Genomic DNA, 26,425 nt, shown 5'->3' on the forward strand with positions numbered 1-26,425 from the left:
AACGATTACATTCTTTGTCAGGCTCAAAAGTACACGATTACATGCGCGGATCGGGAGAATCCGCGCGATGGGAGGCTGCCGTGAAGACGATCAGGGGACCTGCGCTGTTTCTGGCGCAGTTCGCGGGCGACGACGCTCCGTTCGACAGCTGGAAGGGCATCACTGGCTGGGCCGCCGGATGCGGCTATGACGGCGTCCAGGTTCCAAGCTGGGATGCCCGGTTGTTCGACCTCGACGCCGCCGCCGGCAGCAAGGGGTATTGCGAGGACTGGGCCGGGCAGGCCCGGGACAATGGCATCGCCGTCACCGAACTTTCCTGTCACCTGCAGGGCCAGCTCGTCGCCGTGCACCCGGCCTATGACGCCGCCTTCGACGGGTTCGCCGCCGAGGCGGTTCGCGGCAATCCGGCGGCGCGGCAGGAATGGGCGGTCGAGCAGGTGCGCAAGGCGATCCGCGCCTCTGCCAATCTCGGGCTGACGGCGCTGCCGACCTTTTCGGGGGCGCTGGCCTGGCCCTATGTCTATCCCTGGCCGCAACGCCCTGCGGGCCTGATCGAGGCCGCATTCGACGAACTGGCCGCGCGCTGGCGCCCGCTGCTCGACTATGCCGGGGATCACGGCGTGAACCTCTGCTACGAGATCCACCCCGGCGAGGACCTGCATGACGGCGCCAGCTTCGAGATGTTCCTGGAGCGGGTCGGCAATCACCCGCGTGCGATGATGCTATATGACCCGAGCCATTACGTGCTGCAATGCCTCGACTATATCGCCCATCTCGATATCTACGCCGAGCGGATCGGTGCGTTCCACGTCAAGGATGCCGAGTTCAATCCGACCGGGCGCCAGGGCGTCTACGGCGGCTACCAGTCGTGGCTGGATCGCGCCGGGCGCTTCCGGTCGCCGGGGGATGGGCAGGTCGATTTCAAGGCGATCTTTGCAAAACTTGCCGCGATGGATTTCGACGGCTGGGCCGTCGTGGAGTGGGAATGCGCGCTGAAACACCCCGAGGACGGCGCACGCGAGGGCGCGGCCTTCGTCCGGGATCATATCATCCGGGTGACCCCCCATGCCTTTGACGATTTCGCAGCCGGCGGTGCGGATGACGCGGCCAACCGCAAGATGCTGGGGCTGACATGACGCGGTTTGCCGACAGGACGGGCCCGATCCGGCTGGGCATGGTCGGAGGAGGGCAGGGGGCCATGATCGGCTCGGTGCACCGCGTGGCGGCCCGGCTTGACGGGCATTTCCGGCTTGTCGCCGGCGCGCTGTCCTCGACGCCGGACAAGGCGCGCGCCTCGGCGGCCGATCTGGGGCTGGCAGAGGGCCGGACCTATTCCGATTTCACCGAGATGGCCAGGCGCGAGGCGCGGCTGAAGGACGGGATCGAGGCGGTCTCGGTCGTGGTGCCGAACCACATGCACCTTCCGGTGGCGCGCGAGTTTCTCAAGCGTGGAATCCACGTCATCTGCGACAAGCCGCTGACCGGTACGATGCGGGATGCGCGAAAGCTGGAAAAGGCGGCGGCCGGCTCGGACGCGCTGTTCGTGCTGACCCATAATTACACGGGCTATCCGATGGTGCGCGAGGCACGGGCGCGGGTCGCGCGCGGCGATCTCGGCCCGATCCGGCTGGTGCAGGTCGAGTATCCGCAGGACTGGCTGGGCGAGGTGCCGGACCCGTCGAACAAGCAGGCCGCCTGGCGCACGGACCCGGCGCAGAGCGGGGCAGGGGGATCGACCGGCGATATCGGCACCCATGCCTGGAACCTGATGCGCTATGTGACGGGGCTGGTGCCCGAGGCGCTTGCGGCGGACCTCCAGAGCTTCGTTCCGGGGCGCGAACTGGACGACAATGCGCATGTGATGCTGCGTTTCGAAGGCGGCGCGCGGGGTATGCTCTGGTGCAGCCAGGTGGCGTCGGGGTCGGAAAACACCCTGAAAATCCGGGTTTTCGGCGAAAAGGCCGGGCTGGAATGGTCCCACGACACGCCGGAAAAGCTGCGCGTCACGCCGCTTGGCGGGGTCACGACGATCGTCACGCGCGGCTCTGTGGCGAGCGATCCGGCCTCTCTCAGGCTGACCCGCATTCCCGCCGGTCACCCCGAGGGGTTCCTCGAAGCCTTTGCGAACATCTATGCAGAGGCCGCCGCCGCCATCCGGGCCGCCCGCACCGGCGCACCGCTCCCGCCTGGGGTGCATTTCCCCGGCATCGCCGAGGGCGTCGAAGGCGTCGCCTTCGTCGAGGCCTGCGTGCGCTCGTCGCGCCGCAATGCCGCCTGGGTGAGCCTGTGAGCGCGGTTCTCGAAACCAGGGGCGTGACCCGCAGTTTCGGCCCGATCGAGGTGTTGCACGGGGTCGATTTCTCGCTCGTGCCCGGCGAGGTTCACGCGCTGATCGGCGAGAACGGCGCCGGCAAGTCGACGATGATGAAGATCCTCGGCGGCTATCTCGCGCCCTCCGGCGGCACGGTCCTGCTCGACGGCGAGCCGGTAACCTTCCCGGATCAGCGCGCGGCCGAGGATGCCGGCATTCTCATGATCCACCAGGAATTCAACCTCGCGCTCCAGCTGACGGTCGAAGAGAACATCTTTCTCGGGCGCGAGAAACGGCGCGGTCCGTTCCTCGATCGCCGGGCGATGCAGGACGAGGCGCGCAAGCTGTTGCGCCGGCTCGACTGCCACGTCGATCCCGGCACCCGGGTTCGGGACCTTTCCGTTCCCAACCGGCAGATGGTCGAGATCGCCCGCGCGCTCGGCCGCAACGCGCGGGTGTTGATCATGGACGAACCGACGGCCGTGCTGACCGGGCGCGAAACGGATGTGCTGCTGAAACAGATCGAGCGGCTGAAAGCGCAGGGGGCTGCGATCCTCTATACCTCGCACAAGCTGGACGAGGTGGCGCGGATCGCGGATCGCGTGACGGTCCTGCGCGACGGGGCCCATATCGTGACCCGCGCAGCCGAGGGGTTTACCGAACACGCGATGGCCGAGGCCATGGTCGGGCGCGAACTGTCCGGCCTTTTCCCGGCCAGGCCGGTCCCCGGTGACGAGGTGGTGCTCGAGGTCGAGGGGCTGACGGTGCCGGGCCATGTCCGCGACGCGTCGTTCAAGCTGCGCCGGGGCGAGGTGCTGGGCTTTGCCGGTCTTGTCGGGGCGGGGCGGACCGAGCTGATGGAAGGGATCGTCGGCCTGCGTCCGGCGACGGGCACCGTCAGGGTCAACGGCGTGCCGATCAGGCCGGGCTCGGTGTTGTCCGCGCGCCAGGCGGGGCTGGTCTATCTGACCGAGGATCGCAAGGAAAAGGGGCTGTTGCTGGGCAAGAACCTGACCGAGAACCTGACGCTGCTCGCGCTCGACCGGTTCGGGCGGATTGCCATCGACAAGCGGGCCGAGGACCGGGCGCTGACCGGGGCGATCAGGGAATTCGACATCCGGGCGAAGGATCGCCGGATGCCGGCGGGCAGCCTGTCGGGCGGCAACCAGCAAAAGCTGCTTCTGGCCAAGACCATGCTGGCCGAACCCCGGATCGTCATCATCGACGAGCCGACGCGCGGGATCGACATTGGCACCAAGCAGCAGATCTATGAATTCATCGCGGCCCTCGCGGCCGAGGGCAAGAGCGTCATCGTCGTCTCGTCCGAGCTGCCCGAGATCATCGGGCTGTCCGCACGGGTCGTCGTGATGGGCCGGGGGCACATCGCGGGCGAATTGACGGGGGCGCAGATCACCGAGGACGCCATCCTGCGCCGCGCCATGGGCGTGGGCGAAATGGCAGGAGCAGACGCATGACCGACACCACAGCCACGACCGGGCACCGCAAAGGCCGCCGCATATCGCTCCACGTCCTCGGGCCGGTGCTGGCGCTGATCGCGCTGGTCATCCTGGGGGCGTCGCTGAACTCCAACTTCCTGAGCTACGGCAATGTCACCAACGTGCTGGCGCGCTCGGCCTTCATCGGGATCATCGCGGTCGGGATGACCTTCGTCATCACGGCGGGCGGGATCGACCTGTCGGTGGGGTCGATGGCCGCCTTCGTGGCGGGGGTGATGATCATGGCGATGAACGCCATGATCCCCACGCTTGGCGTCGGTGTGTCGCTGGTCATGGCGGGGATGGCCGTGGCGCTGGTCACGGGGTTTTCTGCGGGGCTGATAAACGGCTTTCTCATATCCAAGGTCGGGATCGAGGCCTTCATCGTTACGCTCGGGTCCATGGGGATCTACCGGTCGCTCACCACCTGGCTGGCGGATGGCGGCACGCTGTCGCTGAACTTCGACGCGCGCAGCTTTTACCGCCCGGTCTACTATGACGGGCTTTTCGGTATCGCCTGGCCGATCATCGTCTTCGCCCTCGTGGCGATCCTGGGCGAGCTGGCGATGCGCAAGACGCCTTTCGGCCGCCACTGCGCGGCCCTCGGCGCGAACGAGCAGGTGGCGAAGTATTCGGCCGTGAAGGTCGATCGCGTGCGCATGGCGACCTACGTGCTGCTCGGTATGCTCGTGGGGGTCGCGACGATCATGTACGTGCCGCGCCTCGGCTCGGCCTCGGGCTCGACCGGGGTGCTGTGGGAACTTGAGGCCATCGCGGCGGTCATCATCGGCGGCACCGTCCTCAAGGGCGGTTTCGGCCGGGTCTGGGGCACCGTGGTCGGCGTTCTGATCCTGAGCCTGATCGACAACATCCTGAACCTCGCCTCGATCGTCAGCCCGTATCTCAACGGGGCGATCCAGGGCGTCATCGTCATCCTTGCCGTGGTTCTGCAACGGGAAGGGAAGTCCGCCGATTGAGCGGCAAAACTGGGAGGAAACCATGAAACGCAGAGATATCTTCAAGGGGGCCGCGCTTGGCCTCGCACTGGCCGCCGGGCCCGTCGCGGCGCAGGACGAAAGCTACACCATCGGTGTGGCGATCCCCTCCGCCACGCATGGCTTCATGGGCGGGCTGAACTACCACGCGCGCGCCGCCATCGAACGGCTCGAGGCCACCTATCCGCAGCTCGAATTCGTGCTGGCCACGGCGGGCGACGCGGCCAAGATGGTCAATGACATCGAGGACATGGTCGCCACGCGCGACATCGACGCGCTTGTCGTGCTGCCCTTCGAATCCGAGCCGCTGACCTCGCCGGTGCAGGCGGTCAAGGAACAGGGGGTCTGGGTGACGGTCGTCGACCGCGGCCTGTCGGTCGAAGGGATCGAGGATCTGTACGTCGCGGGCGACAACACCGGATTCGGCCGCGTGGCGGGCGAATATTTCGCCGAAACGCTGGGCGAGGGTGACAACATCGTCGTCCTGCGCGGCATTCCCACGACGCTCGATAACGAGCGGGTCGATGCCTTCAACGCGGCGATCGAGGGGTCGGGCATCAACGTGCTCGACATGCAGCACGGCAACTGGAACCGCGACGATGCCTTCAACGTGATGCAGGATTTCCTGTCCAAGTACGACGACATCGACGCCGTCTGGGCGGCGGATGACGACATGGCGGTCGGCGTTCTCGAAGCCATCGACCAGGCGGGTCGCTCCGGCGACATGTGGGTCGTCGGCGGCGCCGGCATGAAGGAGATCATCCAGCGCATGATGGACGGCGATCCGATGCTGCCGGTGAACGTGACCTATCCGCCGGCGCAGATCGCCACTGCGATCGAGTTGACGGCGCTGGGCCTGGTGTCTGCCACGCCGGTTGCCGGGCGCTTCATCATCGGCAGCCAGCGCATCACGCCGGAGAACGCGGAGCAGTATTATTTCCCGGACAGCCCGTTCTGATCGGAAGTTCCGCAATATATGAACCGGAGAGGCCCGGACCACACGGTCCGGGCCATCCTTGTTCCCGGCAGAGGACAGTGACGGCATGAGACTGGTTGCGGATATCGGCGGCACCAACGCCCGGCTGGCGCTGGCGCAAGACGGGTGTCTGCTGCCGGGCACGTCACAAAGCTTTCGCAACACGGAGCACCGGGGCTTTGCCGATCTCGCGGCGCATTACCTGTCAGGGACCGGCGCGGCGGCGCCGGACAGCATGGTCATCGCGGTGGCAGGGCCGGTGGGGGCAGGGCGCGCGCGGCTTACGAACCACGACTGGTCCTTCGACGCGGCTGATCTGTCCCGCCGGTTCGGCGGCGCCGGGGTGACCCTGCTCAACGACCTGACCGCGCTTGGCCATGCCCTGCCGGCGTTGCCGGCCGACGGCTTCGGCCCGGTCACGCCGGGGGCGGGGCGCGCGGCAAGCGACGGGCAGGCGCTGGTCGCCGGGATCGGAACGGGCTTCAACGTCTGTTCCGTGATGCTGGCCGGGGGCGCCGCACGGTGCATGAGGGCGGAATTCGGCCATGTCTCCCTGCCGGGGTCGGTCGGGCGCGAACTGAGGGCAAGGATCGGTGCCGCCACCGACGCCTTCGCAACGGTCGAGGAGTGCTTTTCCGGGGCCGGGGTGTCGGCGATATTCGCGGCCATGACGGGCCGTTCCGGGGGGACACCCGAAACCCTGCTTTCCGCAAAAGGCCCCGACGCGGTGGAATTCGCCGATTTCTACGCGCGCCTTGTCGGCCACCTTGCCCGCGATCTGCTCATGGCCTTCATGCCGGAGGCCGGGCTTTACTTTGCGGGCAGTGTCGCCCGTGCGGTGTTGTCGGGCCCCTCGGCCGCGCGCTTTGCCGAGGTCTATTCGGCCCCCACCGGGGTGCCTCTGCCCGACATGGCGGGCGTCCGGCTGATCCTGGACGACAGGGCCGCGCTCAGGGGGTGTGCCGCGCTGCCCTGACCACGGCCGGCGATCCGTGACGCCTGTTCAGAACCGCCGCGTCACCCCGATCAGGGCACGCTTGTTGTCATAGCTGTAAAGCGTGTTGGTCGAGCGTTGCCGCTCGATCCCCAGTTCCAGCACCGGGGCAAAGCCGCCCACCGCCCAGTCACGATGGGTCAGCCGCAGTTCGACGCTTTGCCGCCGGTCCGAGCGCACGATGCCCAGCAGGCTGTCGGGTCCGTCGCGGTCCTGATCCCCGACCGTCACCGAAAGATCGGCCAGAAGCCCGCCCCTGAATGCATAGCGTGCCGTCATCGTGACCGCGCGCCCGGTTCCGGCCTGCGAGGCGACGGCGCTGTCGGTCCGGTCCAGCAAGAGACCGAGCGACAGTTGCAGGCGCGGGGCGACGATGCGGCTCAGCGAGGCCGCAAGCAGGCTGCGGGTTTCCTCGGGCACGGCACGGCGGGCATATTCCGTCTGCTCGCGGATCAGCGTGACCGTGAGGTTCGTAAGGGCCTTGGCATCCAGGGCCTGCCCCCAGGTCAGGTAGACCCCGCGCGAGGTGGAATAGGGCTCGGACGCGATCCGGCGATGACCGAAGGTCAGGCCGCCCCCCAGGCGCCGGTTGCGATCGCCGAAATGCAGCAGCCCCAGCTCGGTGCGGGCCTGGATGTCGTCCGGGGCCCCGCCATCGTAAAGCCGCGCGTCCAGGCTGCCGCCAAGCCGCAGGCGCAGGTCGTCGCCAAGCCGGGGCAACGCCGCAAGACCAAGACCGATTTCGATACCCTTCGCCGGTTGCTCGCGCGAACTGGGATGCAGGCGGAAGGGGAGGTCGCCGATGACGATGGTTTCGGCCGCGGTGCGCCGTGCGGCATTGCTTTCGGGGGCAAAGGCCAGGTGGAAACGGCCCTCCCAGATTCGGGCGCGGTCGATGCGATCTATGCGCCGGTCGACCTCCTGCGCCAGCGATGCCGGCAGCCGGCCGCCCCGGGTCAGGTCATAGTGATAGCGCGCGCGGTCCGTTTGCCCCGCCTTGTCCAGCGCGGCCGCCAGTTCCAGCCGGTAGCTGGCGTTGCCCGGGGCCAGCGACACCAGTTTTTCCAGAAAGGGCAGCGCCGCGCGGGGCCTGCCGGCATAGGCATGTGCCATCGCCAGCGCCCACAGCCGGCGCTGTTCCGCGCCCCGGTCCGGTAACGGCCCCGTCGCTTCGAGCGCCGCGATGGCCGCGCCGTAGTTCCCGGCATTGACCTGCGCCTCGGCGCGCGAAATGAGATCCGGCGCCTGTGCCCCCGCCGCACGCGGCAGGGACACAAGAAATGCATTGGCCAGAACGATCCCGAGGGCGAGACGGAGGAGCCCTCCTCTCCCTCCGATCCGCAACATCACTGGGCTTCGACGTAATACTCGCCGGCGATCGCCCCGTCGAAGACGGCGGGGTTGGACGATCCCTCCAGGTTGTAGCCGCCGACGACCGGACCGGCCGCGGCCTTTCCGCCGTCACCGAAGAACGCACCGCCAAGGGTGATCAGGGTGTCGGCCGAGGTGCCGCCCTGGCTCAGGTCGCCGGTCAGCGTAACGGACAGCGCGCCGACCTGGGTTTCGGGCACGTTGACGCCGCCCACGGTCATTGCCGGGTTGACGGTCCGGGAAATCGCGCCGCCATAGCTGTCGTCCACGGTCAGCGTCCCGTCGATGGCGCCGGTTTCGCCGCTGACCAGCGTGCCGGTAAAGTTCGAGGCGGTCCCCGAGAAGGGATTGGCCGTCTGCCCGTCGGTCCAGTCGACATCGAGGTTCAGGTCCGCCTCGACCTGGGCCACGACACTGCTGGCGTCGGTCACGTCGGCGCGAAGCTGGCCGGCATAGGTTGCCTTGAGCGTGGTCGGCATGTTCGATGTCGGCGCCATGCCGGTGACCCGGTCATAGTTTTCCTGGAAACTCGGTCCGCCGCCACCCCCGCCGCCGCCGCCGCCTCCGGTTCCGCTTCCGCCGCCAAAGCAGCCCCCAAGCATGGTTCCGAGTGCGAGTGCCGCGGCGACCCGCCCAAGTGTAAATATCCGCATCTGTTTATTCCTTCTGAAATGCTTCCGTCCTTTCCTATGGTGTCCAGAAATTGCGCTGTCTCCCCCCTGTTCGGGGGTATGCAGGCCGTAAAACTTCTTCTACCGTGACACGCCATTTAAGCGTTTAGATTCATTACGTATCCCAGGGATTGCCATGAAGCCGGCTTATTCTCCCGTTTCACCCGTTCTTGCCGTTCTGTCGGTGCTGTTTCTCGGGCTCGCGGCCGCGGGGCTGGTGCTGTGGGTGGCATTGGCCCAGCCATGGCTGGGCCTCGGCCTGGCGCCTGACCCCGAGGGCGGTGTGACGGTGGCAGAGGTCGATCCCGCAGGCGCTGCCGCCGGGCGCATCCCGCCGGGGTCGGAGCTGATCGCGTTGCGTGCCGGGCGCGCGCCGGCGCAGACCGCCCTGACACTTTCTGCCGTGGATGTGATCGAGGAGCCCGATGCCCTTGGCCCCGAGGCCATACGCGGCTTTTTCCGGCGCCAGGGCGCTATCCACGAGGTCCTGAAAGGCGGATCGGTCGTGCTGACGATCCGGGCGCCATCGGCGGCGGAGCCGTCGGAGCCGACGCTGACCCCGCTGTCGCGGCGGCCGCTGACGGACCTGCCGGGGGTATTCTGGCTTCAGATCGGTGTCGGGCTGATCGGCATGGTGCTGAGCGGTTGGGTCATGGCGCTTCGGCGCGGCGACCGGGCGGTGCAGTTCTTCGTGCTGGCGGGGGCGGGGCTGATGATCTCGGCCTATGCCGCCGCCCTTTACAGCACGCGCGAACTGGCGCTCGGGCGCGACCTCTTCACCCTTGCGTCGAAGCTCAACTTTCTCGGGACGCTGGTCTTCGGGATCGGCATGATCAACCTGTTCCTGATCTACCCGGCCCGGATCGCAGGCCCCCGGGTGCTCTGGACCGTCGCGGCGGTGCTGTCGGGCTTTGTCCTTGCCGTGTTTCTCGACGGGCCGGACCTGTTGCAGAACCGGCAGATGCCCGTTGTGCTGGCCATGCTGGTGCTGCTCGGCGTGGTGCTGGTGCAGGCGGTCAAGGCACGCCGCAACCCGACCACCCGCGCCATGCTGGGGTGGTTCGGCCTGTCCGTGCTGCTGGGCGCAGGCGGTTTCGGCCTGACCGTCACGCTGCCGCTGCTGATGGGCGCGCCGCCCAGCCTTTCGCAGGGTCACGCCTTTCTGTTCTTCCTCGTGATCTTTGCCGGGCTTGCCATGGGGATCGCGCGTTACCGGCTGTTCGAGCTCGCCGACTGGTCTTTCCGCATCCTTTTCTATCTCGGCGGTGTCGTGCTGCTTCTGGTGCTTGATGCGACACTGATCTTCGTGCTGGCGCTCGACCGTGCCCCGGCGCTGGGTCTTGCGCTGGTGTTGGTGGGGCTGGTCTACCTGCCGCTGCGCGACGTGGTCGCGGGCTGGCTGCGCAACGATCCCAGCCTGTCGAAGGAAGAGCTTTTCGCGCTGATCGGGGACGTGACGCTGGCCTCGGACGGGGCGGGCCGGGGCACCGCGCTGACTGCATTGCTGCAACGGCTGTTCAACCCGCTGAGCATCGAACAGGGCCCGCCCGTTTGCGGCCCGGCCCGCCTGGTGCAGGGGGGTGAAATCCTCGACATACCCCTGCCGCACGGATTGCCGGGCATCCGGCTGCATTGGGCGCGGCAGGGGCGGGGGCTGTTCAGTCGCCGCGACGAGCGGCTGGCCCGCAGCGTGGCCGAAATGCTCGACCGTGCGATCGCCCGCCAGCGCGCCCATGACGCGGCGGTCGATACCGAGCGGCAGCGCATCAATCGGGACATGCACGACAATATCGGCGTGCAGCTTCTTGGCGCGCTCCATTCCCGCGACGCCGAGCGCAAGGACATGCTGATCCGCCAGACCCTGTCGGACCTGCGCCAGATCGTTTCGAGCCCGGCGCAGGACCGCATGGACCTGGCGCAGCTTCTGGGGGATATGCGGAGCGAGATCGGCGATCACCTCGAGGCGGCGGGGCTGGAGCTTGACTGGCGTGACCGGGGGGCGCCCGCAGCGGGGGCGGCTGGCACCGAACTCACGCCGCAGCTGGTGCAGACGTTGCGCGCGCTGCTGCGCGAAAGCGTCGGGAATATCCTGCGCCATTCCGGTGCCCGGAACGTCGCGATCGACATCGTCCGCGCGCCGGGCCCGCGGCTGGAGATACGTATCGCGGATGACGGCGCGGGTCACCGGGGCGCGGGTCAGGGGGCCGGCACCGGACTTGCGAACCTGCGATTCCGTATCGAGGGGTGCGGCGGCACGCTGCGTGTTGCGACCGATCCGGGCGGCACCCGGATCGAGGCCGGATTGCCCCTGGGCAACGGCGCCACCGGCGACGCGCCAAGAGTGCGGGCCGCGGGCTGATGCGGGTTCTGATCGTCGAGGATATCGCCGAGACCCGCCGCTGGCTCGAAGAGATCGTCGCCGGGGTCTTTCCCGCTGCCGAAATTGATACCGTCGACACGTTGCGGCGGGCGCGTGGCCTGCTCGAGCGCGGTCATGATCTGGCGCTGATCGACCTTGGGTTGCCGGACGGGTCCGGGCTCGACCTGCTGTGGCAGATCCGCGACGCCGAAACCCCGACGATCTGCGTCGTGACGACGGTGATGGGCGACGATGCCAGCGTTGTCGGCGCGCTGTCCGCCGGTGCACAGGGTTACCTGCTCAAGGAAAACCCGGCGCATCTTCTGGCCCACCAACTGCGTCAGATCCACATGGGGCTGCCCGCGCTGTCGCCCTCGATCGCCCGGCGCATCATGGACCATTTCAGCCTGACCGGCCCCAGCGCGGCCGCGCCGCATGACCTGACGGGACGCGAAACCGAGGTGCTGGCGCTGATCGCGCGCGGGCTGCGCAACACCGAGGTCGGCCGCGAGCTTGGCCTGGCGAACAGCACCGTTGCCAGCTATATCAAATCGGTCTACCGCAAGCACGGCATCTCGTCGCGGGCCGAGGCCTCGTGGCACGCCACGCGCATGGGGCTGAACCGCAGCGAAAAAGGGCCGGCCGGGCGATAGCTGCACCCGGCGCGCGCCCGTCCCGGTGCCTTATTCCCCGGTTTCCGGGTCTGTCAAACTCTCGCGCAGCCGCGATATTTCGGCCGCTATCCGGCCTGTGGGGTCTTCCGAGGCTTCCGACCATTCGGAGAAACGCTCCAGCAGCGGGATGAAGACCTCAAGCTCCTCATCGCTCCAGTCCTTCAGAAAGCTGCCAAGGATCAGGAACTTGTAATGCCGGACCGCCCGGATGACGCGGTTTCCCTCGTCGGTCAGTTCCAGCACGGCGCGGCGGGCGTCTTCCTGGCTGACCGCGCGGCGGACAAGGCCGAGGCGGATCAGCTCCGAGGTCAGCCGGCTGGACCGCGACGGGTCGATCCCGAGCCGCGTGGCAACCGTCGAGACCATGGTTTCGCCGTCAGGCACATCGCCGAACTCGTTGGCCGGTGTCCATATCACCGTCAGCACGTCCAGAAGCGGCAGGTCCAGGTCCAGGCCAAGATCGGCAAGCGCGCGCTGGCCCAGCTCGCGTTTGACCACCTTGCGCCGCCAGTGCTGCATGATCGCATCCAGTTCCAGGGCCGAACGGCTCAGATCCTCGCCGATACCGGCCTGGGCCAATTCGCGTTTCAGATCCTCGTCGTGGTCGGGCACGGTTTGCCTCCAAAATACATGCTGTTGACATATATGTGCTGTAGTCACATATATGCAAGGAACAACGGCTACTGCCGCCGGCAGGGCAGCAATGCCTGCAACCGCCAGAGATGTGACATGACCACCACGATAAGGCAAAACCCGCCCGAGGCCGGGACAAATTCTTCTCAGACCCGTATCGCGCTTGCCGCAGTTGCGGTGACGCTGCTGTTCGCTTCGCTCGGTCAGACGATCGTCACCACGGCCATGCCGATCATGGTCGCGGACCTTGGCGGCATGGATCACATGACATGGGTGATCACCGCCTATCTGCTGGCTTCGACCATCGGGGCGCCGGTGGCGGGCAAGCTGGGCGATCTCTTCGGCCGCAAGCTGGTGGTTCAGATCGGCATCTTCGTGTTCCTTGCGGGGGCGACACTGGCGGGGCTGGCGCAGTCGATGGGCGTCCTGATCGCGGGGCGTGCGATCCAGGGGCTTGGCGGCGGCGGGCTGATCGTGGTGTCGATGGCGGTGGTCGCCGACGTGCTGCCGCCGCGCCAGCGGGGACAGGCGCAGGGGCTGATGGGGGCGGTTTTTGGCGTTTCGACGGTGATCGGGCCGCTTATCGGCGGCTTTCTGGTCGAGGCGCTGAGTTGGCACTGGATATTCTTCGCCAATTTTCCCATCGGCCTGCTGGCGCTGGTTGTGCTGCATGTCGCGCTGCCGAACGTCAAACGCGAGAAGGCGGTGAAACTCGACGTGGCCGGTGCCTTCCTGCTGGCGACGATCCTGTCGGTGGCGGTGCTGGTGTCGAACCTCGGCGGCTCGGTGCTGCCCTGGAACAGCGCAGAACTGCTCGGGTTGGCGGCGCTCGGCCTTGCGGCCCTTGCGGGCTTCATCGCGGTCGAGCGGCGCGCATCCGAGCCGGTGCTGCCGCTCAGCCTCTTTGCCAACAACACCTTCCTGGTCGTCAATACGGTGGGTTTCATGGTCGGCGTGGCGATGTTCGGCACGATCACCTTCATGCCGCTCTACCTGCAGGTGGTGCAGGGCGTGTCGCCGGCGGTTTCGGGCCTTTTCCTGACGCCGATGATGGTCGGGCTGATCACCTCGTCCGCCGGGGCAGGCCGGATCATGAGCCGCACCGGGCGATACAAGTGGATGCCCGTCCTTTCAACCGCGCTGCTGAGCCTTGCGATGCTCTCGTTGACGACGCTTTCGGCCGGGTCCTCGCTCTGGCAGGTGGCGCTGTCGATGGTCCTGGTGGGGCTTGGGCTGGGGCCGGTATTCTCGATCGGGGTGGCGGCCATCCAGAACGACATCCCCATGCATATGCTGGGTGTCGGCACGGCCAGCGCCAACATGTTCCGGCTGATCGGCGGCTCCATCGGCACCGCGGCCTTCGGTGCGCTGTTCAACGCGAACCTGTCGCGGCAACTGGCCGGGAAACTGCCGGCCGACAGCGGCAGCGGGATGGGGTCGTTCAGCGCCGAAATGGTTGCCCACCTGCCGCTGCAGGCCCAGCACGAGGTCATCTCGGACTTCTCGATGGCCCTGCATCCGGTGTTCTGGATCGCGTCCGGGCTGGCCGCTGTCGCCTGCATGGTCTCCTTGCGGCTGCGCGAGGCGCCATTGCCGGGCAGTTCCCGGGATCAGGGGTTTGGCTGACGCTTTCGTTTCCTGTTCGGGCAGGGCCGGAATGCGCCTGCTTCGTGAACGAGGCAGTGATTTTCCCGCTGAAACGGCCTGCGCTGGCGTTTCGAGCGGCGCTTCATCGGTCTGAAGGCGGCCGGTTTCCCGGGGCCGGGCGGCATTCTCCGAAAACCATCACTGGCTTGCCTACCGCCGGCGATCCGCCCACAGGCGTTGTGCCTGCTGGCGCGATACCTGCAGGGGCGTCCCGGGTGCCGCCAGCAGATCAAGCGCGATTGCCGCCGTTTCGATGATTGCCGCCTCGGACACGGGATCGGCAAGCGACCCGTCCCAGATGGCTTGCCAGGTTTCAAGCCGCGACAGGCCCGCGGCGTCGGGCGGCTGGCCGTCACCCGGCGGCAGCGGACAGGTGAACGAGGTTTGCGTCATCTCGCCATCGCGCAGCAGGATCAGCTCCTGCGACCGTCCCGGCACGACCTGGGCGATGTCGCGGTTGCCCGACAATACCGCGAAACTCTCCCATCCCAGCCGCGCCGCCGCATCCCGTTGCAGCCTGGGGCGCCTGGCCGTGCGCATTCCCGTCAGCGTGGTGCGCGCCCCTCCGGGGTTGAGCATCGCCGACAGAACCTGCGCCACGTTCGGCATCATGAAAAGGGGGTAGAGCCGGTGCAACTGACGCACATCCGGCGCAAACCGCTCGGTCGGCAGAAAACCCGGCGCATGCGCCGTTTCCGGGGTGCAGGCATCCCGCACGCTTTCGGCCACCGGCAGGCCCGCATGGAGAAAGGCGCGATGCGCGATCTCGTTCTCGGGTCCGTGCATCAGCACCCGGTAGCCCGCGCGCGCCACCAGCCTTGCGGCATGTATCAGCAGCGGCGCCCCCTGGACGCGCGGCGACAGGTATACGGGCCAGTCCAGGTCGACGCGGTCGCCGCCGAAAGGCGGCAGGCCGCCATGCCGCCGGGCCGCGCGTACGAAGCCCGCAAGCTCCTGGTCGGTGACGCCACGGGATTGCAGCGCGATCAGCAGGGCGCCGATCTGGATGTCGGGAATCTGCCCGGACAGTAACAGGCTCATCGCGTCCTCGGCCTCGGTCTCGTTCAGCGGACGGGTCTGGCCCGGGGTATTGCCGGTGGCGGCGATATAGGTGGCGAAACGGCGGGTCGGTTCGGTGTCGGCACCCGACACCGCCAGGCGCCAGGCGATCGTCCTGGGGCCCGGGCCGGTCCCCGGGTCCGTCCACTCATCAAGCGCGAGGGGCGGGTGCTGCGGCAGCATGGCTGCCGGAGGGGCCTGCATGTCGCTGTCCGGCACCAGCAACGCGTTGGTTTCGGCGACCAGCGCGCGCAGCCTCGGGCGCATCGCCTCGGCAAACGGGGTGGGCACGATCCCCTGCGCCGTGCGCTCGAACAGCTCCTGCCCGAAATACTCCTGCAACTGCCTGTGCAGGCGGCTCATCACCGAGGGGCTTTTGCCCAGCTTCTGCCCCGCCCGGGCCAGCGAGCCCTCGACCAGGATCGCGTCAAGGACGACAAGCAGCTTCAACCGGTCCAGATCGCCGATGATATCGCTTGCAGCTTCGTCCCGGTCGTTCCGGCGATCGGCTTTCGAGGTGGTCATATTGCGCATGTGTGAACTTAGAAGAATTCCAGATTTGTTCCGATTGCACCCGGCTGCCTGTTCAGATAGCCGAATAAAACACTCAGGAATAGGGGCGGATGATCACGCGACCGTGATAACCCGCCCGGATCTGGCCACAGGCAACCATCGGAGTATCCATCATGCGAGGATTTCTTGGCGCGGCACTGATTTGCGCAACCGCCACCCTGGCGCACTCACAGGAAACCACGGTATCGACAGCACGGGGCGAGGTCGCGCTGGACGCGGTGCCGGAAACGGTCGTGACGCTGGACCTGGCGATCCTCGATATCCTCGACGCGCTTGAGGTTCCGGTCGCGGGGGTCACGGCGGGGTTCAAGCCCGCTTACCTTTCGGCCTATGCCGAGGCGCCTTACGCCCAGCTTGGCAGCCCGTTCGAGCCGGATATCGAAAAGCTGGCCGCGCTGTCGCCCGACCTCGTGATCGTCGCCGGCCGGTCGAGCACGAAATATGACGAGGTCGCCGCCATGGCGCCGACGATCGACCTGACGACGGACGCCACGCAGCTTGTCGCCTCGCTGACGCGGAACATGACCACGCTCGGCGGGCTTTTCGACAAGCAGGACGAGGCCGCCGGCCTTCTTGCCGGGCTGGAGGAAAAATTCGCCTCGGTCCGTGAACGGGCGGCGGATGCCGGCACCGCGCTGGTGATCCTGACCACCGGCGGCCGGATGAGCACCCATGGTGCGCAGGGCCGGTTCGCCACGATCTTCAACGAAATGGGCTTTACCCCCGCGCTGGAGCAGGTCAAGGCCGGCACGCATGGCCAGCCGATTTCCAACGAGTTCATCCTGGAAACCAACCCCGACTGGATCTTCGTCGTGGACCGGGATGCGGCGATCGGGCGCGACGGGCAGCCCGCCGAGCAGATGCTCGACAACCCGCTGGTGCGCCGCACGACCGCCTGGCAGAAGGGGCAGGTCGTCTTCCTGGACGCGGCGGACTGGTATCTGGTCGGGGCCGGCCCGCGGGCGCTGGATCGCGCGCTGAGCCAGATTTCTTCCGAACTTGAAGACTGACGATCCGATGACGGCCCGTGTGACTGCGGCCGCGTCTGACTGGACGCGGCCGAAATACGGCGCGGTGTTTCGTGCCGGTCTGGCCCTGGCGGTCCTCGGTGTGCTTGCCGCGGCAAGCGTGCTGGTCGGTGCGACCGGGATCGGCTGGTCAAGCATCCTGTCCGATGCCGATGCGCGCGAGGTGCTGATGGTCAGCCGGATGCCCCGGACGGCGGCGCTGGTCCTGGCGGGGGCAAGCTCGGCCATCATGGGCGCCATCGTCCAGCGGCTGGTACGCAACCGCTTTGTCGAACCCTCGACGATGGGCACGGTCGATTGCGCCGGTTTCGGGCTGTTGATGGGGCTCTTGTTCCTGCCCGACGCCGCGCCGATGGCGCGCCTGGCCCTTGCGGCCGCGGGCGCATGGATCGGGACGGCCATGTTCCTGCTGCTTTTGCGGGCGGTCGATCTGCGCTCGCCGCTGATGCCGCCGCTTCTGGGGATCGCGTTTGGGGGCATCGTCGGCTCGGCCACCAGTTTCATCGCCTATCGCTATGATCTGATGCAATCGCTGTTCGCGTGGATGACCGCCGATTTCTCGGTCGTCCTTCAGGGCCGGTACGAGCTGCTTTACATCGCCGCCGGGGCGACCGCCCTGGGCTGGCTGGCGGCCGACCGCTTTACCGTTCTGGGGCTGGGCGACGACATGGCCCGGGGGCTGGGGCTGAACCCGGCACTCGTGCTGGCCATCGGTATCAGCATCACCGCCTCGGTCACCGGGGTCATCGTCGTGACGGTCGGATTCATCCCCTTCCTCGGCCTCGTGGTTCCGAATATCGTCGCCCGCTGGCGCGGCGACAACCTGCGCCGTTCGCTGCCGCTGGTCGCCTGTATGGGCGCGTCGGCCACGCTGGCCTGCGACCTGTTCGGGCGGCTGATCTTTCACCCCTATGAAATCCCCATCGGCGTGACGATGGGCGTTCTGGGCGCGGTGGTCTTTCTTTGGCTTCTGCTGTCGAGGCAGGCAAGATGAGCCCCGAGGCGAGAACCACCCGCGCCCGGCAGGTGTCCGGCGCGTCGGTGCTGGTCGGCGCCGCGCTGGTCGTCGCCTTCCTGACCGTCGGGGCGGTTGGCGACTGGTCTTTCGTGCTGTCCTTTCGGGGGGACAAGCTGATCACCATCGCGCTGGTGGCCTGCGCCGTACCGCTGTCCACGGTGCTGTTCCACACGATGTCCGACAACCGCATCCTGACGCCGTCGATCATGGGATTCGACGCGCTCTTCGTGCTGATCCAGACCGCCGGGGTGTTTCTGCTGGGCTCGGCCCGGGTGGCGCAATTCGATCCCCGGCTTGTCTTTGCCGCGGAACTGGGCGCGATGACCCTGTTTTCGCTGGCGCTCTACCGGCTGCTTTTCACGCGGATCGCGCGATCCCTGGAACTGCTGCTGCTGGTCGGGGTGATCTGCGGCGTGCTGTTCCGCTCCCTCGCCGGCCTGCTGCAACGGCTGATCGACCCGGGCGAATTCCTGGTGCTGCAGGATCGCGTCTTTGCCAGTTTCAGCGGCGCGAGCGGGACCGATCAGGTCTGGGCCGCGATGCTGATCCTTGGCGCGGGCGTCTGGTGCCGGGTCCGCCTGCCGGCCCTCGATGCGCTGATGCTGGGCCGCAACGGCGCGATCGCTGTGGGCGTCGATCACCGCCGCCTGACATTCGAGACCTTCGTGGTCGTCACCCTTCTGGTCGCGGCCTCGACCGCCCTTGTCGGGCCGATCACCTTTTTCGGGCTGTTGGTGGCCAACCTCGCCTACCGGGTCCTTCCGGGCGCGCCGCACCGCATGATCGTTCCGTTGGCGATCCTTTTCGGCTTCATCCTGCTGGCTGGCGCCCAGGTCGTGCTGGAAAGGCTGCTGGGCTTTACCGGCACCGTCGGCATGGTCGTCGAATTCGTCGGCGGCATTCTGTTCATCCTTCTGTTGATAGGCCGCCGCTGATGATCCGGGTGCAAGACCTTTCCAAACATTATGGCGCGAAGCCGGTGCTCGATATCGACGCGCTGGACCTGCCGAAGGGTGGCGTTGCGGCCATCATCGGCCCGAACGGCGCGGGGAAATCGACGCTGCTTTCGCTGATCAGCCGGCTGGACACACCCAGCGCGGGCAGCGTGCTGCTGGACGGCGACGACATCCGCAGCCTGAAATCCGATGCCCTTGCGCGCCGTCTTGCGGTGCTGCGGCAGGACAACGCGCTGACCGCGCGCCTGACCGTCCGCGATCTGGTCGCCTTTGGCCGCTATCCCTATTCCCGGGGCCGCCTGACCGCCACCGACCAGGCCAAGGTGGACGAGGCGCTTGGCCTTGTCGGGCTGGACGGGTTCGAGGACCGTTTTCTCGACGAGTTGTCCGGCGGGCAGCGCCAGCGCGCCTTCATCGCGCTCGTGCTTGCGCAGGACACCGATTACGCGCTGTTCGACGAACCGCTGAACAGTCTCGACATCAACCATGCCGTCGCGGTCATGCGCCTGTTGCGCCGCGCGGCCGACGAGCTGGGCAAGACGGTTGTCGTCGTCCTGCACGACCTGAACTTCGCCGCCCGCCACGCCGATCACGTGATCGCCATGCAGGCGGGCCGTGTCGTCCATACCGGAACCGTGCCGGAGGTGATCCGCGCGGAGCTGCTGAAACCGCTTTACGGCATGGACATAAACGTCAGCACCATCGACGGACGCCTGATCGTCGATGTGTTCGGCTGACCCTGATGATTTTCACCGCCCGTCCCGCCAAGTGCCTGTTGCCACTAGCCAGACCTCCCGGGCCCGACAACGACGAAAGGACGTAAACATGAACGGGACAGTATCACGCCACCTCAGAACCTCGGCCGCGATCGGAGCGATTGCCGTGACCGGCGTGCTTGCCAGCGAAGCCATGGCGCAGGGCGCGCCGGGGGACGAGCTGTTCGATCTGGGAACCATCACCATCACCGCCGGCGGCTTCACCCAGAACGTGACCGACGCGCCCGCCTCGGTTACCGTGGTGACCGGCGACGAGCTGCGGAAAACCAACGTCACCACCCTTTCGGACGCGCTGCGCGAAGTGCAGGGTGTCACGACGACCGGCGTCGCCAATGAAAAAGACATCAAGATCCGGGGCCTGCCGGGCGATTACACCCTGATCCTGGTCGACGGCAAACGGCAGGGCACGCGCGAAAGCCGGACCAACGGTTCGGCCGGATTCGAGCAAAGCTTCATCCCGCCCATGGCCGCCATCGAGCGTATCGAGATCGTGCGGGGACCGATGTCTTCGCTTTACGGCTCGGACGCGATGGGCGGTGTGATCAACATCATCACCAAGAAGGTCACGCCGGTCTGGACGGGGTCCGTCACCGCCGAAACCCGGCTGCCCCAGAACGACGACGACCCGGCGTCGCGGCAGCTGTCCTTTTACCTGAACGGGCCGATCGTCCAGGATAAGCTGGGCCTCCAGCTCTGGGGGCGCCGCCTGACGAGCGACGAATCCTCGATCCTCGACGGCCCGGCCGAGCAGCAGGATTTCGACATCAGCGGGCGCCTGACCTGGACCCCCACCGATGATCACGAGATCGCGCTGGAATACGGCCGGACCAGGATCAAGCGGTTCACCAATCCGGGCTACAGCCTCGACCCCACGGCAGACCCGGACCGGCAGGACAATATCCGCAAGGATATTGCGCTCAGCTATGTCGGGCACTGGGGCACCACGACGACCGAACTGAGCTTTCAGCGCGAGTTCGGCGAGCGCACCAATTACGACTGGGCCCCGGGCTATTTCGTCGAAAATCCCCGGTCGCCGGAAATCGTGAACTCGGTCGTCGACGGCAAGGTGACGACGCCCTTCACGCTTGCCGGCGAGCATACCTTCGTCGGCGGGTTCCAGTTCCGCCGCGCCGAGCTGACCGACCAGAACCCCGGCCTGGGCGATGGCATCGACCGTACCTATGCGTCGGACGAATGGGCCATCTTCGCCGAGGACGAATGGCGGATCACCTCCGATTTCGCGCTTACGGCCGGGGTGCGCTATACCGACAGCGATGCGTTTGGCGGGGAAGTGACCCCGCGGCTCTACGCCGTGTGGAATGCGATGCCCGAACTGACGATCAAGGGCGGTATCTCGACCGGCTATCGCACACCGTCGATCCGCCAGACCGTGCCGGGCTATTACTACACCACGCAACGCGGCGCCGGCGTGATCGTCTCGAATGCCGATCTTAAGCCGGAATCGAGCACCAACTACGAATTGTCGGCGCTCTGGCAGTCCGGCAATTTCGAGTTCGGCGCGACGGCATTCCGTACCGAGTTCGAGGACAAGATCGAGAACTTCAATACCGGCATCCCGATCACCGTGGCGGGGACCACCTACAACCGCTGGGAATATTACAACGTGCAGGACGCCACGATCCAGGGTGTCGAGCTGACGCTGGGCGTGGACCTGTCCGAGGCGGTTTCGCTGCGGGGCTCTTACACCTTCACGGATTCGAGCCAGGATTCCGGCACCTATGCCGGGTTGCCGCTGTCGCGGACGCCGAAACACGCGGCCAGCCTGCGGCTCGACTGGACAACGCCGGTATCGGGGCTCGATGCCTGGGGCGTGGCCACCTATCACGGCGCCGAGGTCAACTCGGGCGCGCGGATCGGCAGCAACGGCACGCCCTATGCCTATGACAGCAGCGGCGGGGTGATCGCCTACGAATACGATCCCTACACGACCCTGGATGTCGGGCTGTCCTATCAGGTCAATCCCAACCTCGTGCTGAACGCGGCCATCTACAACGTGGCGAATGCCTCGATCAACGCGAGCGACAACAACACCTACCAATCCGGGCGGACCTACTGGTTCGGGCTGACCAGCTCCTTCTGATCTGCCCCCGGCGTGACCGCCCCGCGGGACCCTGCGGGGCGGTCATGGCAAGCGTGATCGCCTGGCGGGGGTCACATAGTTCTGCCTCCGGGGCGCAAGAATCTCGTTTGAAAACAGAGCGGCAAAATCTCGGCGCGGAGTCGAGATTGCCTCTTTCGTCAGAAAGGCTTGCCTCTCATGTGTCACATCGCGGCCGCCTGCACTCGAAGCTGCCGTTCAGGCAGATCGCGGCGAAGGACGGGATCGAGCCCATTTTGTCGGATGCTGCGCCGTGCATGAATGTCTGGCTCCAATGCAACCAGGATGCGTTGCTCTCCGCAAAAAAAGTTGCGAACGGTGGTCTTGGGCTTTCTTTACCAATTGTGAATAGAACATTTCCGGCACGCTTTCGGAGATTCCACGCAACACAGTTTCAGCCACTTCCTAAGGCACGGCGGTGACGGCCAGTACGAGATCGTGCAGCGACACGGTCATCTGATTGGCCGCCGCGTAGGATTGTCGCTCAAGTCGACATTTCCTGACTACACAGCTCTACGGGCCGATTTCAGCGAACGCCTCGACCAGGTGATTTCCGAAAACACTCGGATGCTCCTGAACGCGCTGACCCCGCCTGACACAGTGCCAACTGTCTCCGAAGCTGAGTTGCGGGATGTGTCAGACGCAAAGTCAGAAGCGCTCGACGCCTGGGACGCGCGCCTTGAGATTATATTCGGCGAATACCAAAACCATCCGCAACGGTTGCGGCCACTGCGAACAGTCATGGAAGAACGTCTCGTTCGGGCTTTTGCGGGATTGATAAATCAGCAGCGGCAGGAAAACTTGGGGATTCAGCAATACATCTGGCGCTCGCGAGATGATGCCAAGGTGCGTGGCAGTCATGCGGCCTATGACGACCGCGTATTCCGCTGGAACAATCCACCGGAGGGCGGGCATCCCGGCGAGGCACACAATTGCAGGTGCTACGCCGAGCCTGTGTTGCCGGGCGTTCAGAGCCATGTGGTGCTCGCTGACTTTGCAACCACGGCAAATGGTGTCCCCGCTCTCGATCTGACGGAGGCGATGCGTGGCTTGCGCGCCCTGACCAGCGTTGGTGCGGCGCTTCTCGCGTCTGACGCGTTGCAGGGCTGGCTCGACGCCGTGCGTGATCGGCGTGTGGATGAGGCAGGTGCGCGACTGGGGATCGATGTGATGACCATCGAAGGCCGCCTCGCCGCGACGGCCTATGCGCTCGTTCAGGAAGGGATCGGTAGCGGGGGATACCCTGTTTTGCCCAAAAACCCTGAATTTGCACGTATCGGTGCTGAGGCGGCTGCGCTCTACGAGCTGATGAACCCCGGCACCATCCTGGAAACGGGCGTTGGCGGCGACCCCGCCGAACAACGCGCTTTGCAGGATTTCATAGAGGCGGCGGGGGCAGCATTCGCGCGCGGGAACTTGCGGCTTCAGGACGGCGATCTGGCGCAGGGCTGGGTTGAAGTCTTTCCCGAACTGACCGAAGACGAGCGCCGCCTTGGGCAACTCCCTGGCTTTACCCCGGAACGGATCGAGCAGTGGCTTGAAACCTATCCCCTTGAAGAACTGGGCCTGCCGAACCACACCGGATCGCCGATCCCCGATGATCCGACCGACAACATCGTTTCAACCCCGATCCCGGACGAGACGGGGCCGAATATCGTCGAAGCCCGGCCCGGGACGATAACGACGCCGGGCGGCAACAGCATCCTGCCACATGGCGCAAAGGGGGACGGGCAGGAGTATATTGGCCTCAAAGGCCACGATGTTGAGCAGATTGACGATATCATTGCCAATCCGCGTCCTGACCTAAGCGGTTTTGTCGAAGGTCGTGGTCACCTAAAAGAACAGGATGTAAGACTGTTGACTGGGCCGGACGGTCATTGGGTCAAACTGGACGAAGATGGGAATGTATTTGCCACGAGCAATCGCAACTTGCCGTTGAGCCATAAAGAAAACTATCCCGGTGAGATCATTCGGCCATTGGAGCAACCATGAACGCAAGATTTGAAACCCTTATTGCGCAGGCGCAAACGGGTGCAGGAACGGAATGGATTTCCGAGGCTGAGCTGCTGGAGTTCAACGAATACCTTGCTGCGCGGGGCTTTGGCGTTTCGCGCATGGAGGTTGCGCGGGCAGAAGGCGGGACAGTTGCGCCTAATCATGGCTATGGAGTAACGCCGCAGCCTTTTCGCGGCGATGATGAGCACTGGATGCATCATTTCGATCCTGTTCGCTCCGCCGCCTATGTTCGCAGGCAGGTTCAGTATGCCAGGGAAGACGGCGCGCTGTTCGACTACAAGGTCTGGGCAGAGCAACCCTGACGATTGGGCGATCCGTAGCCAAGGTTGTTAAAAGCCGCAGAGTGGGCGTGCCAGCTCGCGGCAGACGCCTTGGCCGCGTTGGACGCATACCTTCTTACCGCGGTGGATGGCGAACTGACGCAGGGCTGGGTCGAGGTTTTCCCGGAACTTACGGAGGATGAACGCCGCTTGGGGCAACTGCCGGGCTTCACTCTGGAACGGGTCGAGCAATGGCTTGAAACCTATCCGATTGAAGAGCTTGGTCTGCCGAACCACACCGGATCGCCAACTCCTGATGATCCGAACGACAACATCGTCTCTACGCCGATCCCGGATGAAGCGGGGCCGAATATCGTTGACGCTCGACCTGGGACCACAACGACACCTGACGGCAACAGCATTCTTCCTCATGGCGCGAAGGGGAACGGGCAAGAATACATCGCCGGCAAAGGTCACACAGCTGAGCAGATCGACGATATCATCGCCAATCCGCGTCCCGACTTGAGCGGCTTTGTCGAAGGGCGTGGCAGATACAAAGGGCAGGATATGACCCTGTTGACAGGCCAGGATGGCCATTGGGTTCTTTTGGACCCCGATGGTAACGTCATTGCTGTAAGCAACCGCAATGTCCAGCTCGGCGACAATGAAAACACCCCGAGAGACATCATTCGACCACTGGAGTGATCATGAACGAACGATTTGAAACTCTTATTGCACAGGCTGAGACGGGCGGTGGAACGGATTGGATATCCGAGGCCGAGCTGCTTTCCTTCAATGTTTATCTGGCGTCTTGCGGCTATGGTGTTTCCCGCATGGAGGTGGCCCGAGTAGGAGCTGAGGGCTGGCAGTCTCCATTGGACGTTACCTACGGCATCTTGCCCGCTCCAATCGGCGACGACCCCGAACACTGGCTCAATCATTTCGATCCCCAACGTTCCGCCACATATGTGCGCGAAACTGTTCAGTTTGCCAAGAAGGACGGCGCCCTGTTCGACTACAAGGTTTGGGCTGAACAGCCTTAAATCACCGAGAAGCTTGGTCAAAAAAAATATACGTTTCTGCCCTGCCAACCCTGAGCCGCCATTGGTGCGACCGCAGCGAAATGGTGCTCCGTCCCGTACTGCCGACGCCCGCGCCAGTCGCAGCGAATGGCCGCTTCGGGGTATGCCGCGCGGTCAGAGGCAATGCTTCTGACGATAAAGGCAGAACTATCTGGTGCTTTTCATCGCCACTCCACAGGGCTGCGGCGATTGACCGGCCTTTGGCCTTACTCCACCGCGCGGATCAGCTTGCGCTCCAGCACGCGCAGCACGGTTTTCAGGTCGTGGCCACGCTTCAATATCTGCCCGTCCATGCCGACAACCGCGTATTGCCCCTGTTTCAGCCGCAGCTTGGGGTGTTTCTCGATCCGGTAGAGCGGATGTTCCGCCGTGCGCCGGAAGACCGAGAAAACGGCCGCGTCGCGCAGATGCGATATGCCGTAGTCGCGCCATTCCCCGGCGGCCACCATGCGCCCGTAAAGCCCCAGGATCACCCCCAGCTCACGGCGGTCGAAGGCCACCTGCTCGGGCATGGGACGGGGCGGGATCGGCGTGGGGGTCTGGATCGTCATGGTGTCAGAGTTGCGCCCTCTGCCCGATCAATCAAGCTTTTTCCGCCGAACCGCGTCCAAAGGCCGGGATCGGCGGCTGGCATCGGGGGCAGGTCGCCCGCGGTTTGATCCCACCACGCCTCGGCCTGCGGGCTCAGCCCATGCCAGGCGCGGGCCACGGCGGCGCGGGGTTCGTCGTGCCATCCGGGCGGCAGCAGCGGCGGCGGCAGGTCGGGAAAACGCAGCACGATCCGGCGCCAGCGATGGATCAGCAGCGTGCGCGCGGCGGCGGCCTCGAGCGGTGCGGGCACGATCCCCGACAGCGCGTCCAGGTCGCGGCGCAGCGCGGCCAGCGCGGCCAGGTGTCCGGGCGTCGCGATTTCGGGGCCAAGCCCCGGCGCCAGCATCTCGATCCGACCGGTCATACGGAACCGTGCGGCGGGCGCGGGGGCCGTGGCCGGGCGCAGCGCCAGCCCGCCCAGATGCAGCGCGCCGGTATCCGGCACCTCGTCAAGGCTCAGCGCCCAATCCGCCACCGGTCCCGTGGGGGGCGCATAGATGCGATGCGTGGCGTCGGTAAACTTCGCCCGGCCCGATCCCGTCAGCCGGTAATGGCTCAGCCGTCCGTCGCGCTCGCTTTCGACCCAGCCGTCGCGCCCCAGCCGCGACAGCGCGGTGCGCAGCGCGCCGGGCTCCACCCCGATCCGCCCCAGCAGCCTTTGCAGCCGCGCGGTCGAAACACGGCCGCCGCGCATCTGCACGCTGTCGCCGAAAACGGTGATCACCAGCGACCAGACGCGCAGCCTTCCGTCGGCGTGCAGGGTGTCGATCAGGGGGGCAAGCGGGTCCATGCCCCTTGTTACCGCCTTGCGGGGCCAGAG

General features: G+C 66.0%; 24 protein-coding genes. 18 read left to right on the forward strand and 6 right to left on the reverse strand.

Annotation, left to right across the window (positions count from 1 at the left end):
- Window positions 1–80: 80 nt before the first annotated feature.
- The 6 genes from F3H87_RS02295 (at window position 81) to F3H87_RS02320 (ending at window position 6,754) form a co-directional block, all read left to right on the forward strand.
- A complete protein-coding gene (locus F3H87_RS02295) occupies window positions 81–1,136 on the forward strand; it encodes a sugar phosphate isomerase/epimerase family protein (protein WP_149786646.1) in 1,056 nt (351 codons plus the stop codon).
- On the forward strand, window positions 1,133–2,290 hold the full coding sequence (locus F3H87_RS02300) for a Gfo/Idh/MocA family protein (RefSeq protein ID WP_149786645.1): 1,158 nt from the start codon (window positions 1,133–1,135) through the stop codon (window positions 2,288–2,290). The genes F3H87_RS02295 and F3H87_RS02300 overlap by 4 nt, the downstream gene beginning before the upstream one ends.
- Entirely contained in the window at window positions 2,275–3,786 is a 1,512-nt protein-coding gene (locus F3H87_RS02305) for a sugar ABC transporter ATP-binding protein (RefSeq protein WP_149787123.1), read from the forward strand. Before F3H87_RS02300 ends, F3H87_RS02305 begins: the two co-directional genes overlap by 16 nt.
- Window positions 3,783–4,784 carry an ABC transporter permease gene (locus F3H87_RS02310; protein WP_149786644.1) on the forward strand — a complete coding sequence of 334 codons (1,002 nt, stop codon included), beginning with the start codon at window positions 3,783–3,785 and terminating at the stop codon, window positions 4,782–4,784. The genes F3H87_RS02305 and F3H87_RS02310 overlap by 4 nt, the downstream gene beginning before the upstream one ends.
- A 22-nt stretch (window positions 4,785–4,806) precedes the next feature.
- Window positions 4,807–5,760 (forward strand): ABC transporter substrate-binding protein, encoded by a 954-nt coding sequence (locus tag F3H87_RS02315; RefSeq protein ID WP_149786643.1) that lies wholly within the window; start codon window positions 4,807–4,809, stop codon window positions 5,758–5,760.
- 85 nt (window positions 5,761–5,845) lie between these two features.
- Entirely contained in the window at window positions 5,846–6,754 is a 909-nt protein-coding gene (locus F3H87_RS02320) for a glucokinase (RefSeq protein WP_149786642.1), read from the forward strand.
- Between the two features lie 27 nt (window positions 6,755–6,781).
- Here the strand turns inward: F3H87_RS02320 and F3H87_RS02325 are convergent, their stop codons facing one another.
- Window positions 6,782–8,047, reverse strand: coding sequence for a surface lipoprotein assembly modifier (locus tag F3H87_RS02325; RefSeq protein ID WP_149786641.1), 1,266 nt, complete (start codon window positions 8,045–8,047; stop codon window positions 6,782–6,784).
- Between the two features lie 71 nt (window positions 8,048–8,118).
- Entirely contained in the window at window positions 8,119–8,796 is a 678-nt protein-coding gene (locus F3H87_RS02330) for a hypothetical protein (RefSeq protein WP_149786640.1), read from the reverse strand.
- 154 nt (window positions 8,797–8,950) lie between these two features.
- Between F3H87_RS02330 and F3H87_RS02335 the strand changes: the two genes are divergently transcribed.
- Both F3H87_RS02335 and F3H87_RS02340 read left to right on the forward strand, forming a co-directional pair.
- Window positions 8,951–11,173, forward strand: coding sequence for a sensor histidine kinase (locus F3H87_RS02335; protein ID WP_149786639.1), 2,223 nt, complete (start codon window positions 8,951–8,953; stop codon window positions 11,171–11,173).
- Window positions 11,173–11,826 carry a response regulator transcription factor gene (locus F3H87_RS02340; protein ID WP_223227942.1) on the forward strand — a complete coding sequence of 218 codons (654 nt, stop codon included), beginning with the start codon at window positions 11,173–11,175 and terminating at the stop codon, window positions 11,824–11,826. Before F3H87_RS02335 ends, F3H87_RS02340 begins: the two co-directional genes overlap by 1 nt.
- 30 nt (window positions 11,827–11,856) lie before the next feature.
- Here F3H87_RS02340 and F3H87_RS02345 read toward each other — a convergent pair whose 3' ends face one another.
- Entirely contained in the window at window positions 11,857–12,459 is a 603-nt protein-coding gene (locus tag F3H87_RS02345; RefSeq protein WP_223227943.1) for a MarR family winged helix-turn-helix transcriptional regulator, read from the reverse strand.
- A 33-nt stretch (window positions 12,460–12,492) separates the two neighbouring features.
- Between F3H87_RS02345 and F3H87_RS02350 the strand changes: the two genes are divergently transcribed.
- Window positions 12,493–14,106, forward strand: coding sequence for an MDR family MFS transporter (locus F3H87_RS02350; RefSeq protein ID WP_149787120.1), 1,614 nt, complete (start codon window positions 12,493–12,495; stop codon window positions 14,104–14,106).
- A gap of 171 nt (window positions 14,107–14,277) precedes the next feature.
- Here F3H87_RS02350 and F3H87_RS02355 read toward each other — a convergent pair whose 3' ends face one another.
- On the reverse strand, window positions 14,278–15,711 hold the full coding sequence (locus tag F3H87_RS02355) for a LysR family transcriptional regulator (RefSeq protein ID WP_188129135.1): 1,434 nt from the start codon (window positions 15,709–15,711) through the stop codon (window positions 14,278–14,280).
- Window positions 15,712–15,872: 161 nt separating this feature from the next.
- Here F3H87_RS02355 and F3H87_RS02360 point away from each other — a divergent pair, with 161 nt between their 5' ends.
- From F3H87_RS02360 to F3H87_RS02400, 9 genes are all read left to right on the forward strand, one after another.
- On the forward strand, window positions 15,873–16,769 hold the full coding sequence (locus F3H87_RS02360; protein WP_149786637.1) for a siderophore ABC transporter substrate-binding protein: 897 nt from the start codon (window positions 15,873–15,875) through the stop codon (window positions 16,767–16,769).
- 7 nt (window positions 16,770–16,776) lie between these two features.
- Complete coding sequence (locus tag F3H87_RS02365) at window positions 16,777–17,781, forward strand: ABC transporter permease (RefSeq protein ID WP_149786636.1); 1,005 nt, start codon at window positions 16,777–16,779, stop codon at window positions 17,779–17,781.
- Window positions 17,778–18,740 (forward strand): iron chelate uptake ABC transporter family permease subunit, encoded by a 963-nt coding sequence (locus F3H87_RS02370; protein ID WP_149786635.1) that lies wholly within the window; start codon window positions 17,778–17,780, stop codon window positions 18,738–18,740. Before F3H87_RS02365 ends, F3H87_RS02370 begins: the two co-directional genes overlap by 4 nt.
- Window positions 18,740–19,498: an iron ABC transporter ATP-binding protein gene (locus F3H87_RS02375; RefSeq protein WP_149786634.1), complete on the forward strand. Its 759-nt coding sequence runs from the start codon at window positions 18,740–18,742 to the stop codon at window positions 19,496–19,498. Before F3H87_RS02370 ends, F3H87_RS02375 begins: the two co-directional genes overlap by 1 nt.
- An 88-nt stretch (window positions 19,499–19,586) precedes the next feature.
- Complete coding sequence (locus tag F3H87_RS02380) at window positions 19,587–21,638, forward strand: TonB-dependent receptor domain-containing protein (RefSeq protein WP_149786633.1); 2,052 nt, start codon at window positions 19,587–19,589, stop codon at window positions 21,636–21,638.
- 495 nt (window positions 21,639–22,133) lie between these two features.
- On the forward strand, window positions 22,134–23,648 hold the full coding sequence (locus tag F3H87_RS02385; protein ID WP_149786632.1) for a phage minor head protein: 1,515 nt from the start codon (window positions 22,134–22,136) through the stop codon (window positions 23,646–23,648).
- On the forward strand, window positions 23,645–23,974 hold the full coding sequence (locus F3H87_RS02390; RefSeq protein ID WP_149786631.1) for a hypothetical protein: 330 nt from the start codon (window positions 23,645–23,647) through the stop codon (window positions 23,972–23,974). Before F3H87_RS02385 ends, F3H87_RS02390 begins: the two co-directional genes overlap by 4 nt.
- A 69-nt stretch (window positions 23,975–24,043) precedes the next feature.
- Window positions 24,044–24,637: a hypothetical protein gene (locus tag F3H87_RS02395; RefSeq protein WP_188129134.1), complete on the forward strand. Its 594-nt coding sequence runs from the start codon at window positions 24,044–24,046 to the stop codon at window positions 24,635–24,637.
- Window positions 24,638–24,639: 2 nt separating this feature from the next.
- On the forward strand, window positions 24,640–24,975 hold the full coding sequence (locus tag F3H87_RS02400) for a hypothetical protein (RefSeq protein WP_149786630.1): 336 nt from the start codon (window positions 24,640–24,642) through the stop codon (window positions 24,973–24,975).
- Window positions 24,976–25,220: 245 nt separating this feature from the next.
- Here the strand turns inward: F3H87_RS02400 and F3H87_RS02405 are convergent, their stop codons facing one another.
- Together F3H87_RS02405 and F3H87_RS02410 are read right to left on the reverse strand one after the other, a co-directional pair.
- The gene (locus tag F3H87_RS02405) at window positions 25,221–25,565 is read right to left on the reverse strand and encodes a DUF2794 domain-containing protein (protein ID WP_149786629.1); all 345 of its coding nucleotides are present in this window, start codon (window positions 25,563–25,565) and stop codon (window positions 25,221–25,223) included.
- Entirely contained in the window at window positions 25,562–26,395 is an 834-nt protein-coding gene (locus tag F3H87_RS02410) for a PaaX family transcriptional regulator C-terminal domain-containing protein (protein ID WP_149786628.1), read from the reverse strand. Before F3H87_RS02410 ends, F3H87_RS02405 begins: the two co-directional genes overlap by 4 nt.
- Window positions 26,396–26,425: the final 30 nt, after the last annotated feature.

The organism is Lutimaribacter pacificus, from assembly GCF_900142185.1.
Classification (GTDB): Bacteria; Pseudomonadota; Alphaproteobacteria; order Rhodobacterales; family Rhodobacteraceae; genus Lutimaribacter; species Lutimaribacter pacificus.